This is a genomic window from Streptomyces sp. NPDC039465, from assembly GCF_055639315.1.
On sequence record NZ_JBVKAP010000006.1, the window covers coordinates 293,199 to 306,085 of the forward strand.

Below are 12,887 nucleotides of genomic sequence, written 5' to 3' on the forward strand. Positions count from 1 at the left end.
GACCGGGCCCTTCGGCGTTCGGCCGGGCCGGGAGGGCGCCTAGACGGGCTGCGGTTCGAAGTCCCAGTACGGGCGCTCGCGCCGCCGCACGCTCAGGGTGTGCGGATGCTGGTCGCCGAGGGTCTGGGCCAGCGCCCGGATGACCTCCTGCTCCTTGTCCGCGGCCTCCTTGGCGCGCCGCAGCGCGCGCAGGTCGGCGGCGTGCGCGGCGCGGGCGGACAGGGTCAGCGGATGGCTCTCGCCCAGGACGTCCCCGGCCCGCTGCGCGGTGCCCGCGGAGAGTTCCGCCGCGCCTTCCTCGTCGCCGACGAGGGCGCGGGCGGCCGAGGTGTTGAGCGCGCAGCCGAGCGTCCAGGGGTGGTGTTCGCCGACGGTGGCGCGCATCCGGGACAGCGCCCGCTCCGACATGTGCAGGGACTCCTCCCGCTCGCCGAACTCGGACCGTACGAGCGCGAGGTTGCCGAGCACGCCGGCGGCGAAGGGGTGCCCGTCGCCGAGCAGGGAGCTGTACTCGTCGCAGGCGCGTTCGGCCAGTTCCCTGGCGCGTCCGGTGTCGCCGTGCTGGCGCAGCAGGTTGGCGTAGTCGGCGAGGACGGCGAGGGTGTCGGGGTGGCGCGGTCCGTGGACCTGCTCGGAGCGGCTGAGGACGGTCCGCATGAGCACCTCGGCGGACTGGTACTCGCCGGTGCGGCGCAGACAGAGCGCGAGGTTCTGCTCGGCGCGCAGGGTCTGCGGGTGGTGCCGGTCCATGATCTGGCGGTGGACGCGGACGTTCTGCTCCTGGCGTGAGGTGGCCTCCTCGTAGCGGCCGAGCCAGCGCATCAGGGTGGCGCAGGTGATGCCGCTGGAGAGGGTGGAGGGGTGGCGGAGCTTGAGCACCCGCTCCATGGCCTGCAGGACGTCCAGCTCGATGGTGAGCGCCTCCTCGTAGCGGCCGAGCTGGGCGAGGACGGAGGCGTAGTTGTGGCGGGCGCCGAGGGTGCGGGGGTGCTGGTCGCCGAGGAGGTTGTTGTAGGTCTGCCAGACCTCCTGGAAGAGGAGTTTCGCCTCGTCGTAGGAGGCGAGCGCCATCAGGCTGCCGCCGAGCCCGGTCTTGGCGCGGACCAGTTCGCCACTGTTCGGGGAGTGCTGCTCCAGCTGGGCGACGGAGTTACGGCCCATGGCCTCGGCCTCGCGGTAGCGGCCGACCCTGCGCAGCAGGATCGAGTGGAGGTATTCGAGCATGAGCAGATTGCGGTCGGCCGGGGCGAGCCGCTGCTGCCAACGGGGCCAGGACTTCTCGCACAGGTCGAGCCCGGCGGTGTACTCGCCGCGTACGCGCAGGTAGTTGATGCAGTCGAGGACGAGCTCCTGGACGCTGGGGTCGGTGCTGTCGAAGGCGCCAGCGTATTCGAGGTGCGGGATGAGCTGGGCGTAGCGGGCCCACAGGCGGGTGTCGTTGGGGTTGCGCGGGGATCCGCTGACGAGGACCCGGCAGGCGGCCGCGGAGGCGGCTTCGCGCTCGGCCTGCGGCATCCCGTCGCGGAGGTAGCCGTGGTAGAGGTGGTGCATCTGGACGGATTCGACGCCCGGGTCGAAGCCGGTGTCCGCGGGGTAGTCCATCCGCATCACCGCGGTCGCCTCGTGCAGCCGGCGCAGGTTGGTGTGCCAGCCGATGGGGTCGGCTGCGAGGGCGGCGAGATGGGGTGGCAGGTCGCCGGGGCGGGCGGTCTGGATGAGTCCGACCGGGATGGCGTCGGGCGAGAAGAACCCGAAGACCTTGAGGAGTTCGGCGGCGTCCGGGTGCTTCTCGCGGAGCATGTTCTGGGTCAGCGACCAGCTGGTCCAGACGCTCTTCTTGTAGTCGTCGTCGGCGATGGAGATGCCGAACTGGTTGGGCCGGCCGCTGCGGATGCGTTCGAGGTACGTCTCGACCGGCATGGTCTCGTTGATGTCGAGCCAGGCGGCGGTCTGGTTGAGCAGCAGCGGCAGGTCCTGCACGGCTTCGGCGAGCGCGTCGGCCTGTTCGGCGCTGAGCCGGGCGGCGCGGCGGCGGGCGAAGGCGACGGACTCGCGGCGGGTGAAGGGCTGGATCTCGATCTCCTGGGTGCGGCCGAGCGCGGCCCAGTCCCGGGTGAGGGTGGTGATCAGCACGTGCCCCGGCCCGTCGGGGAGCAGGCCCTCGATGCCTTCGGTGGAGTCGGCGCCGTCGAAGACGAGGAGCCAGTTGCGGTACGGGCGGCCGCTGCGCAGGGTGTCCTGGACGGCCCGGATCCGGTCGCCGGTCTCGCGTCCGGCGGGCAGCTGGAGGCGGGTGGCGAGCTCGGCGAGCTGCTCGCGGGCGGTGCCGGGGTAGCCGGAGTTGACCTGCCAGACGATGTCGTACTCGTTGCGGAAGCGGTAGGCGTACTCGCGGGCGATCTGGGTCTTGCCGACGCCGGAGATTCCGCGCAGCACACAGCGCTCGCCCTCGCCGGAGCCGCGGGTGAAGACGTCGTGGATCTCGTCGAGGACGGAGTCACGGCCGGTGAAGCGTTCGTTGCGGGGCGGGACGTTCCACTGGGCCTGGTCGTCGTTGGGGAAGCGGGGGCTGCTGCCCTCGGCGGTGTCGTCGGTGGGGCGGGCCTGCTCCACGGAGAGCCGGCGCAGCAGCCGGCGGCGGGCCTCGCGGGCGTCGAGGCCGAGCAGGTTCACCGGTCCGAGGGCGGCGGCCGTGGTGGGCAGGGCGCCGGTGGCGACGTTCACCGCGGCGAACCGCTCGGCGTGCGGGGGGACGACCTCGCGCAGCGCCTCGGCCCACTCGGCGGCGGGCCGGGGGCCGAGGCCGAAGTACCAGTCGTCGAGGACGAGCAGCACCCGCCCGGGCGCGTCGAGCAGACCGGTGAGGGCCTCGACGAGCGTGGTCTCCACGGCCGGGTCCCAGCGCAGCATGGACGTACTGAGGCCCTGCTGTTCCAGCTGGTGCGAGATCCAGGCCGCCCACGGGCGGCTGGAACCCGCGTGGCTGATGGTGATGTGCTCGGCCATACGACCGTCTCCCTGTCCTACGAGCAGTGTGGCGTGCGATGGGGAACGTGGGCTCTTTCGGCACCGTAATTCATCCACGACCTGCCGATCCGGCGAAGTCCCGGACGCGCGCGGGCAATCGGCCGAGAGGCTTACGGCGAGGCGCTGGCGATCTCGGCGCGCAGCCGGCCGGCTATGTGCCGTATGAGCCGGGTCATGTCCGCGCAGTACACCGTGGGGTGCTGGAACCCGCTGTGCGCCACATAGCGGTGGGCGTAGTTGCCGGCCCCGCAGACGGCGACGAGGGGGCAGTCGAGGCAGGCGGCGGGCAGTGCGCCGCGGCCGAGCTGGCGGGCGACGATGCCGGGGTGCTCCAGGGCCTCGTCGAAGGTGTGGCGGTGCACGTCGAGTCCGGTGGCCGGGGCGTAGGGGTAGGCCGTCTTCAGCGAGTCGACCTGTTCGATGGCACCGTCGGTGTCGACGACGACGGTGGCGGCCGGGGAGAGCCCGACGGACTCGGTGGCGCTGGGCAGGCCGAGGAGCAGGGCGATGATCTCGGCGAAGAGCCGGACCGGGACCGCGGGCCGCTCCTTGTCCCACCACAGGTCGAAGACCTCGGCGAGCCAGTCGCCGTAGGGCGCGGGGCGCCGGTGGGGCAGGGTGAGCGTGCGGGGGTCGGCGGGCGCGATGCCCGGCGGCGGGGAGGACCAGTTGGCGTGCGGCAGGAGCAGGTCGAGCGCGGGGGGCCGCAGCGCGGTGAGGCTGTCCAGCACCTCACCCGGGTCGCTGGTGAGGTCGATGGTGCACAGGATGCCGGCGTAGCTGCCGGGGTGGTCGCGCAGCAGGCGGGCGGCGCGGGCCGCGGCCGGCCAGCCGGGGCGGCCCGCGTGGTCGACGCGGCGGCGGTTGTGGGCGGCGGTGCCGCCGTCGAGGCTCAGCCCGACGCGGATGCCGGCGCCGGCGAGGGCGGCGAGGACGTCGGGGGTGAGGAGGGTGCCGTTGGTCTGCACGACGAAGGAGACGGCGCAGTGGTCGGGTAACGCCTCGCGGACGTAGGCGATGTAGCGCAGCAGGGGCGCGGCGCCGCCGAGGAGCGGCTCACCGCCGTGCAGATCGACCCGTACGGAACCGAGGCGGTGGGCGAGGACGTGTTCGGCGATCCGGGCCGCGGTGCGCCGCATGGTGGTGTCGGGGACCCGGACGGGCCGCTCGCGCCAACTGCGGTCGGGGCTCTCGTAGATGTAGCAGTACGTGCAGGCCAGGTTGCAGCGGCTGTGCGTCTTCAGGACGAACTGGCGGAACGGGAGGGGATGGGGCCCGGTGCGCCGGGCCTCGGCGAGATCGAGCTCGTACAGCGGCCAGGGCGCCGGGGAGCGGGCCGCTCCCGCGCCCGTGTGCTCGACCCTCACTCCGCACCCCCGTTGCGTCAGTTCATCGGCTCCAGTCGTTCCCCCGCCCGGCGGGGCGGGGTCTCACGGTGTGTCCTCGAACGCGGCGAACGTGTCGTGTTCCGTACGCGGCCGGGCCAGCAGGCCCTCCAGCACCACCGAGAGCGCCGGCCGTTCACTGCGGTCGTACAGAGCGGCCAGATCGACGCCGGAGAAGTCCGGCAGCGACTCGCCGGGCACGCTCACGGCCGGGGTCCGCACATCGTCTCCTCGTGTGGTCGCGTCCGCGCTGTGCAGGTCTCACCGCACATGCCCTCTGCTCCGCGCCCGGAAACACGTGCGAGTCACCGCGTGCCGCCCAGGTGCCGGATCCGGTCATCCGTGCGCCGCACTTCGGCCGGATCCGCGCCGGGGACGCCGTCCCACTGCTCGCGGGCCTGCCGGTACATCTCCAGCGCCCTGGCCGGTCCCGCGAGGTATTCGAGGACCTCGCCGCGGCCGTGCAGGGCCCGCGCGGCGGTCAGCGGGTCGCCCGCGCGGGCCGCCTCGGTGGCCGCGCGCCGGTAGGTGTCGTCGGAGATCCCCCACTCGCCGCGCTCCTGGGTGCGCTCGGCCAGCAGGCGGTGCAGGCCGCCCAGTTCGAGCAGGGCCTGGGCCCGTGGGGCGGGTATCTCGGTGCCTCTCAGTGCCTCTTCGGCCGTCCAGCACGCCTCGTACAGGTCGGCGATCATGGACTCGCGGTGGTAGCGCTCGCGCAGCGCGCGGGCGAGGAGCAGTCGGCGCTCGGCCGCGGAGGGGTGGCTGGGGGCCGTGTCGGCGACGGCCTCCCGGAGACTGTGCACGGCCTCGGAGACCGTGGACCTGGGCTCGGGCTCCTGGAGGATCTCCAGGAGCATCCGGCCGTATGCGACGAGGAGTTCTACGCGTTGTGGGTCACCCGGTCGTAACAGACTCAATGCCCGTTTCATCTCCGCCTCGGCCAGCTCGATGTCCTGTGTGGCGCTGTCAACGTCGTGTGCGTGGCCGGCCGCGCGGTGCCGGGCCCACCGGTACACGGCGAGCCGGCCGAGCGCGAGGGCCTCCAGCTCCGTCTCCCCCTCTCTACGGGCCGCCTGGGCGGCCCGGTTCAAGGTTTCCCCTTCCGCGGGGTGTGTGAACGGTTCACCACTGAGCGCATATGCCTCGGCAAGATCGAACAGCGCACGCGCCGGTGGTACAGCCCCGTCCTCCGCGCTCCCCGTGTCCTGTACCCCCGAATCGAGCGCGGAAGCGGCCCGTTCGGCCAGTTCCTTTATCCGGTCGCTGCCGGGCTCCTCCAGGGCGGCCCGCTGGAGGAGCACCCGCCCGAGGGCGAAGCGGAGTTCGGGCGGCGGCGGGCCGCCCGGCCAGGTCTGGGTGAGCCGGCCGAGCAGGCGGCTGGAGCGGCGCAGTGGTTCGCTGGCGGCGGTGGGCGAGAGCTGGGAGCGCCGTTCCACGATCCGGGTGTGGAGCAGCGCGCACTCACGCATGGTGTCCGGGTCCAGGTCCCGTTCCCCGAGGGCCCGTTCCAGCTGGGCGGCGGCCTCGTCGAGGTCCTGGGCTCCCTGGTCGCCGGAGGCCGCCTCGCCGCGGGCGCGCAGCACCCGGGCGAGGGTGAGCCGGTCCCCGGCCCGCACGCGCGCGGTGGCGCTGTCGGTACGGGCGCGGGCGACCTGCTCGGCGCGGCGCAGGGAGTCGGGGTCGCGCCACTCGGTCCAGGCGTGCAGCAGCGCTTCGGCGTAGAGCCGGCCGCGGTCGGGATGGTCCGCGGCGGCCGGGGTGCGCAGCAGCCGCAGCGCCTCCAGGAGGTCGTCGGTGGAGCGTTTCACGGCGTACGCCCGCAGATGGGCGGTGGCGGCGGCGACCGGACCCTCGGTGGCGGAGGGGGTGGTGGAGCGGTAGCCGACCTCGCGCTCGAAGCGCCGCATGACCTGTTCGGAGACGTACACGAAGGGTTCGGGCACGCTGCCGCTGCCGCTGGCGACGCGGCGCCCGGTGCCTTCCAGATGGGCGACGACGATGGCGGGGAAGTTGCGGGCGCCGCGGCCGAAGGTGCGCTCGATGTAGAAGGCGCAGTGCTTGAGGACGAGGGCGGCCTCGCCCGCGCTGAGCTGTTCCAGGAGCAGTTCCCGTACGTACGGCGTGAACTCGAACCACGGCCCGTGCCGCCGGCCGTCGTCCCGGTCGCCACCGCGGGGTTCGTCGAGCTCCCGGACCAGGCCGCCGAGGAGCACCTCGGCCAGTTCGCCGGGGCCGCTCTGGGGCAGCATCGCACGCTGGACGAGCTGCATCACCGGCACGGACAGGGGCGCGGCGGAGAGCTGGACGGCGAGCTGGCGGGCGGCGGGCGAGGCGGTCTCGCCGAATTCGGCGAGCCGTTGGGCGGCGGCCTCCCGGTCCTCTCCGGGCGCGGCCTGAACGGTCTCCCGTGGCGCCTCCAGCAGGGCGGCCGCGCAGCGCAGTTCGAGTCCGGCGTCGGAGGAGACCAGACGCGCCCAGGTGCGCAGCGCGGCGGGCGTCGGGGTGAGGACGGGCACGACGGGGTGGGGCACCGGGGAGCCGTACCGCGCGCGGGTGCCCGGCTCCAGGCCCCGGAACCCCAGCGCCCGGTACGGTCCCGGCCTGCGGGTGAGCAGACCGACGGCGGCGGGCAGCGCGGTGCGCTGCCACATCCGGTGGGGCAGCGGCTGGAGCACGGCGAGCGGCGCGCTGCCCGCCCAGCGGCGCAGCAGCCGCTGGAAGGTGCCGTCGCGCCAGAGCGGTCCTGTGCAGTCGCTGAGGACGAGGTGGACGCGCTGTCCGGAGGCGTCGGACAGCTCGTGGGCGGGGCGCAGGACCTGCCCGGGGCCGGGGTGGGCGGTGACGCCGATGCCGTCGCGCAGCGGGTGGACGTACTGGACGCCGACGTCCCGGAAGGCGCCGAGCTGCTCGCAGGCCCGGCGCAGTTCCTGGAGCAGGCCCTCCCACACGGCCATGGAGGGCGCGCCGTCCATGAGGATCTGCAGATCGGCGGTGCGCCTGCGGACGCGGCGGACCACGGGGATAACGAGGTCGGTGCTGGCGGCGAGTTCGACGGTGGCGTCCACGTCGAGGGCGACGTCCGTGGTCGGCCCCAAGGGGCGGTAGGAGCGCAGGGACCGCAGGGCGCGCTGGAGCGGGGGCAGGGACGGCAGGGCGGGGGCGGCGGGCGCCCTGGTCCGGCGCCCGGGTCCGGGGGCAGGGGCCGGGGCTGGGGCTGGGGCGGGCGCCGTCGCCTCGCGGGTCTCGGTGTCGGGCGGGGTGTCGCGGTCCGTCGCGCGGGTGGGCGGGGCCTGGTCCGCTTCGGTCGCGGGGGGCTCGGCGGGGACTTTGGCCGGATCCTTGCGGCGTGCGTGGGGCGCGTCGCCGGGTGGTGCGGGCTCGTCGTCGGGCGCCGTCCACCGGGACAGCCAGAGCGCGTCCGCGATCTCCCTGCTGTCCAGCCGTACTCCGGCGGCCGAGAGGGCCTCTACGAGGTGGAGGAAGGGGTCCGGGCGGGGGCCGGGCACCCGCGTCACCCCGTCCGGTCGAGCGGTGTCATCAGGACGTCGGCGAGCCGTTCCCGGGCGGCCGCGCCCTCCTCCGCCCCCATGAGCCGGACCAGCTGGATGGCGTTGAGCAGCTGGTCGACCGCGAGGACGTCACCGGCGTCCCGGTGGAGGAAGCGCCGGATGAGGTCGGCGTGCTCCACCTCGGCCTGGTCGCCGAAGTGGGCCCGCACCATGCCGGCGAGCCGGGCCTCGTCGGGGGCCGGCATCTGCAGCTGGATGCAGCGGCGGCGCAGCGGCGCGGGGAAGTCGCGTTCGCCGTTGCTGGTCATCACGATGAAGGGGAACTGCCGGCAGCGGACCCGGCCGCCGTGGATCGGGACCTTCACGCCGTCGTCGGTCATGACCTCGACCACGGGCGCGATGTCGGCGATCCGCTCCAGCTCCGGGATGACGAACTCGCCCTCCTCCAGGACGTTGAGCAGGTCGTTGGGGAGGTCGATGTCGCTCTTGTCGAGCTCGTCGACGAGGAGGACCCGGGGCCGGTCGTAGGGCAGCAGCGCGGTGCCGAGGGGGCCGAGCCGGATGTAGCGCCCGATGTCGGCGATGGCGGAGCCCTCGTGCCGGTCGCCCTCGCCGAGGGTGCGGCGGATCTGGAGGTCCTGGAGCCGGCCGATGGCGTCGTACTGGTAGAGACCGTCGCGCAGGGTGCTGCGGCTGACGATGGGCCAGCCGAGGACCCGGCCGAGGCGCAGTTCGTACGCGACGGAGTGGGCGATGGTCGACTTGCCGCTGCCCGGCTGGCCGGTGACCAGGAGGGGTCTGCGCAGATAGAGGGCGGCGTTGACGAGCTCGCGCTCCTCGGTGCCGGGCCGGTGCAGCTGGGCCTGGAAGTCGCGGACGCCGAGCCGGCGGCGGGAGGCGCTGTCGAGCGCGCTCGCCGTCTGGACCGGGCCGTCACCGTCGAAATCGCGCCACGGCGGCGGTGGGGGCAGCAGGTCGATTCCGTCGTGCGGGGCTCCGGCGCCCCGGTAGATCAGCCATTCGCTCATGTCGACCCCCTTCTCGACAGGCTGCCACGACAGTACCGGGGACCGCCGCGGATCACGATGCATTCCGGTCTCGTCGCCCCGGTTGCTGGAGGGGTTTTTCGGCCGCGCGGGGCAAAGGGTGCCGGGGATCGTCGTAGAAGAGCACAAGACCGCGCGTCCAGGTGGCCCTCGGCTCCCCGGCCCGCAGCCGCCACACCCGGCGGGGCAGGGACAGGACGGCCGGATCGGGGCCGGCGGCGGAGAGGAGCCCGGCCACCCCGGCGTGGAACTCCTCGCAGTGGCCGGCGCACGGGTCCTGGTGCGGCTCGCCGTGGCCGTCGGCGCGCCAGAGCGCTACCGGGAAGCCGAGGCCGGCCGCGCGCTGGACGGCGTCGCCGCCGGTCCCACCCGACACGTCCCTGCACAGCACCGGCACGGTGTCGTCCGGCAGGGCGCTCAGCTGCTGCCGGCCGAGCGAGGTCTGCGGTTCGGCGAGCCGTACGGGCGTGAGCCGGGGGGCGCTCAGCAGTCCCCGCCAGCGGCGCGCCCACGGGTCGCCGGCCCCCTCGTCGCCCACCGGGGCGAGCCGGCGTTCGATGTCCCGCAGGACGACGGGCCGGTCGGCGCCGACGACGGACCGCGGCGAGCTGGGGCGGTGGTCCTCGCGCATCTCCCATTCGGCGACGGCGGCGCCGAACAGCGAGCCGGGTAGGGCGACTTCGAGGGGCACGGGGTCACCGGCCGGGCGGGCCGCGTCGGCGCCGGCCAGCACCCCGGCCAGGGCGAGCAGAGCCTGCTCGCGGGCGCGGGCGAAGGGCACGCCGTCCTGCTGGGGCGCGACGGCGAGCTCCCAGCGCCCGTCCCCGTAGCCGCGCAGCACGGACCAGGTGAACAGCGGCTGTTCGGGGCCGGCGCCCGCGTACCCGTCGTCCTCGGTGTCGTCGTAGAAGGCGGGCGCCTCCTCGAACTCCAGCAGGACGGCGCGCGGGGCGGGGCGCAGTCCGCTCAGCCGCTTGCGCATCTGGGGGCGCAGGGCCTGGCCGCGTTCCATCACCCAGCGGTGCAGCGCCCGCGCCTCGGCGACCGCCTGCGGGTCGGCGCCGGGGGCCGCGGCGCCGCGGTACACCTCGACGGCGACCCGGGCCAGGTACTGGAGATGGACGGCGAGGTCGTCGTCGCCTCCGAAGCCGCGGAGCATGCCATGGCCGTCGCGCCAGGTGACGGCGCGGGTGTGGCGGTTGGCGTGCTGGCCGGTGGCGTCGTGGACAAGCTGCTGGACCACGTCGGGGCTGCGGGGGCCGGGGATCCGGCCGAGGCGGTGCAGGGCGGTGAGCCGGTCGGTGAGCTCCCAGGAGCTGAGCCGCCCGGGCAGGTCGCGCTGCCCGTCGATCCAGGTGTCCTGGCCGTCGCTCTGCTCGGGGTCCTGGCGGCGCCAGTGCCAGGCGTCGTGCAGCCGCATCAGCTCCCGGTAGGGCTCCTCGCCGAGGTCGGGGGCGCCGGGCTGGTGGGCGTCGGGGCCGAGGGCGCGCAGGGCGCTGACGGCGACGGCGAGCCCGGAGCGGCCGTCCTTGGCACGGGCCTTGACGACGCCGATCACCTCGCCGCGCTCCAGGTCGATGAGGGGTCCGCCGGAGACGCCGTGGCGCATGTCGACCCGGAGGGTGACCTTGATCCGGCTGCCCTTGTTGCCGCCGTGGCCGCAGACGAGCTGTTCGGTGACGAAGGGGCCCTCCTCGCCCGTGGCGTCGTAGAACCGGCCGACGATCCCGCCGCCGTCGTCCTCGGCCTGCCCGAACTCGCCCGGCGGCCGGTCGGTGAGCCAGACGCACCGCTCGCGCTTGAGCGGGGCGAGCAGGGCGATCAGCGCGAGGTCGGGGGTGATGCCGTCGACGGCGTCGGCGTACGGCTCGCGGCCCGGCTGGTCGCCGCCGCGCTCGGGCACGGCCTGGTGCGGCCTGGGCATGCAGTAGGCGAGCCGGCCGGGCAGGACCTCGCCGTCGACGACCACGCCCACGTCGGCCTCGTCGGCGGCCGGGTCCTGCCGCCGCCGCAGCCCGAGCCCGTCGACCAGGACGTGCGCGCAGGTCAGCACCCATCCGGGCGCGACGAGGAAGCCGCTGCCCCACAAGGTGGGGCGGCGGCGTGGGCCCGGCAGTGCCGGGCCGGTGCTCTCGCGCGTGCGGGGCGGGGGGCAGATGCCGACGGTGGCGTCCTGGGCCAGCCGCCACAGTGTCTCGCGCCCGGACATCAGCTCCCGTCCCGGCCCGCGCCTCCTTCGGGCGTCTGTCCGGGGGCCGCCGCGTTCGCCCGGCGCTCGGCGTTGTGCCAGGTCAGCGTGATGGAGAGGTTCGCCTTCGCCTCGCCGTCGGCGAGCACGGCGACGGCCTTACCCGGTTTGGCGGAGACCTCGATGCCGAAGGTCACCGCCGTCTCGTCCGGGGCCACGGCGGCGGTGGCGTCCCGGACGGAGCGGGCGACACCCTCCACGGTCTCCTTGAGCCCGGCGACCCGGGTGGTCACCCGGTCCCAGACGCCGACGTCCTCGTACAGGTCGTCGTACGTGTCCCCGTCGACGCCGTCGAGGCGCGAGGCCCGGACCCAGATCTCGGTGCCGTCGGGCAGCTGTACCGGCCGTATCCCGTCCCCCATGGCGCACCCCCGGTCCCTGCGGCGCACCTGTTCCCGTACACCACAGTCACTTTGATGGAGGATCAGGCTAACCCTCCGGGGGCGCGGGGGCGAGGGCCTCCCGGGCTCTCCTATCCTGGCTGGGAGAACGCGTTTCCGAGTGCACCGGAGCACCCCTTGTACTTCACCGACCGTGGCATCGAGGAGCTGGAGAACCGGCGCGGCGAGGAGGAGGTCACCCTCGGGTGGATCGCCGAGCAGCTGCGTACGTTCGTCGACCTCAACCCGGACTTCGAGGTCCCCGTCGAGCGGCTCGCGACCTGGCTGGCCCGGCTGGACGACGAGGACGACGAATAGGGGCGTAGGGGCGTAGCGGCCACGACGGCTCAGGCCGGCTCTCGCCGCAGCCGGTCGTAGAGCAGGCCGAGCGCCCCGTCCGCGAGCAGCAGCGCGCCGGCCGCCGCCCAGCCGCCGCTGCGTCTGCGCAGGCCCAGGGCCAGCAGCGGGACGCCCGCGGCGAGCTGGGCCATGGCGAGCAGCCGGGCCTTGGGACCCCGGACGTACGGACCGAGCGGGCCGCCCTCCATGACGTCCAGCTCGGCGCGGACGGCGTCGCGCCAGCCGGACCATTCGAGCGCTTCGGCGCCGTGTCCGAGGGCGGTGGAGCGCAGCCGGTCGGCGGGCTCGCCGGGGGTGAGCCCGTCGGGGAGCGTGAGGCCGGTGCGGGTGAGGACCGCGATCAGGCCGAGCAGCCGGGCCCGGGCGTCGGCGTCCGGGTCGGGGGCGGTGAGGAGATCCAGGGCCTCGGTGTCGAGGACGGGGTCGAGCCCGAGCCGGGCGGCGAACGTACGCATCGCCTCGTCCTCGCCGAGGGGGGTGCCGTCGGCGAGCCAGACGTAGCCGACCGTGCGGCGGAAGCCGGAGGCGAGGGTGAACCCCGCCCGGTCCGCGTCCCACCACAGCGCGACGACCGGCCAGCTCACGCCGACGGCGAGCGCGGCGGCCCAGCCCGCCACCACCTGGTCGATCTCCGCGGCACCCTCCCGCCAGGGCTTGCCCTCCGGGATGAGGACGCTCCACTCCTGTCCGGCGGGGGCGAGGAGCAGATGTTCGCGCAGCAGCGGAGCCGGCGGCCGGACGGCCGTGGGGTCGGCCCGGCAGAGCAGCAGCGCGCCCGCGGGGCCGGCGGATCCGGCGGATCCGGGACCGGATGTCGCGTTCATTCCCCATACGCTAGGGCACTTTGCCCGGTTACGGACCCCTGGGCGCCGCCTCTGCGGCGGCTTCCGGCACCGACTTTCCCTTGACTTCCCACTACCGCGATATATCGT

9 protein-coding genes are annotated in these 12,887 nt (G+C 74.5%); 1 reads left to right on the plus strand and 8 read right to left on the minus strand.

The window, feature by feature from the left end; translation table 11 throughout:
* Positions 1–39: 39 nt before the first annotated feature.
* The 7 genes from fxsT to ACZ7LT_RS21740 form a co-directional block, all read right to left on the minus strand.
* Positions 40–3,006, minus strand: coding sequence for an FxSxx-COOH system tetratricopeptide repeat protein (fxsT, locus tag ACZ7LT_RS21710; RefSeq protein WP_471237705.1), 2,967 nt, complete (start codon positions 3,004–3,006; stop codon positions 40–42).
* Positions 3,007–3,137: 131 nt separating this feature from the next.
* On the minus strand, positions 3,138–4,394 hold the full coding sequence (locus tag ACZ7LT_RS21715; RefSeq protein WP_471237706.1) for an FxsB family cyclophane-forming radical SAM/SPASM peptide maturase: 1,257 nt from the start codon (positions 4,392–4,394) through the stop codon (positions 3,138–3,140).
* 63 nt (positions 4,395–4,457) lie between these two features.
* Positions 4,458–4,634 carry a hypothetical protein gene (locus tag ACZ7LT_RS21720; RefSeq protein ID WP_019889389.1) on the minus strand — a complete coding sequence of 59 codons (177 nt, stop codon included), beginning with the start codon at positions 4,632–4,634 and terminating at the stop codon, positions 4,458–4,460.
* An 83-nt stretch (positions 4,635–4,717) separates the two neighbouring features.
* Positions 4,718–7,918 carry an SAV_2336 N-terminal domain-related protein gene (locus ACZ7LT_RS21725; protein ID WP_471237707.1) on the minus strand — a complete coding sequence of 1,067 codons (3,201 nt, stop codon included), beginning with the start codon at positions 7,916–7,918 and terminating at the stop codon, positions 4,718–4,720.
* A gap of 5 nt (positions 7,919–7,923) precedes the next feature.
* The gene (locus tag ACZ7LT_RS21730; protein ID WP_471237708.1) at positions 7,924–8,949 is read right to left on the minus strand and encodes an AAA family ATPase; all 1,026 of its coding nucleotides are present in this window, start codon (positions 8,947–8,949) and stop codon (positions 7,924–7,926) included.
* A gap of 52 nt (positions 8,950–9,001) precedes the next feature.
* On the minus strand, positions 9,002–11,176 hold the full coding sequence (locus ACZ7LT_RS21735) for a VMAP-C domain-containing protein (protein ID WP_471237709.1): 2,175 nt from the start codon (positions 11,174–11,176) through the stop codon (positions 9,002–9,004).
* Complete coding sequence (locus ACZ7LT_RS21740; protein WP_471237710.1) at positions 11,176–11,577, minus strand: CU044_2847 family protein; 402 nt, start codon at positions 11,575–11,577, stop codon at positions 11,176–11,178. The genes ACZ7LT_RS21735 and ACZ7LT_RS21740 overlap by 1 nt, the downstream gene beginning before the upstream one ends.
* 156 nt (positions 11,578–11,733) lie before the next feature.
* On the opposite strand from ACZ7LT_RS21740, the gene ACZ7LT_RS21745 reads away from it, so the two are divergent.
* Positions 11,734–11,913 (plus strand): DUF6104 family protein, encoded by a 180-nt coding sequence (locus tag ACZ7LT_RS21745; protein WP_019889383.1) that lies wholly within the window; start codon positions 11,734–11,736, stop codon positions 11,911–11,913.
* 29 nt (positions 11,914–11,942) lie between these two features.
* On the opposite strand, the gene ACZ7LT_RS21750 is transcribed toward ACZ7LT_RS21745, so the two are convergent.
* Positions 11,943–12,779 carry a hypothetical protein gene (locus tag ACZ7LT_RS21750; protein ID WP_471237711.1) on the minus strand — a complete coding sequence of 279 codons (837 nt, stop codon included), beginning with the start codon at positions 12,777–12,779 and terminating at the stop codon, positions 11,943–11,945.
* Between the last annotated feature and the right edge of the window lie 108 nt (positions 12,780–12,887).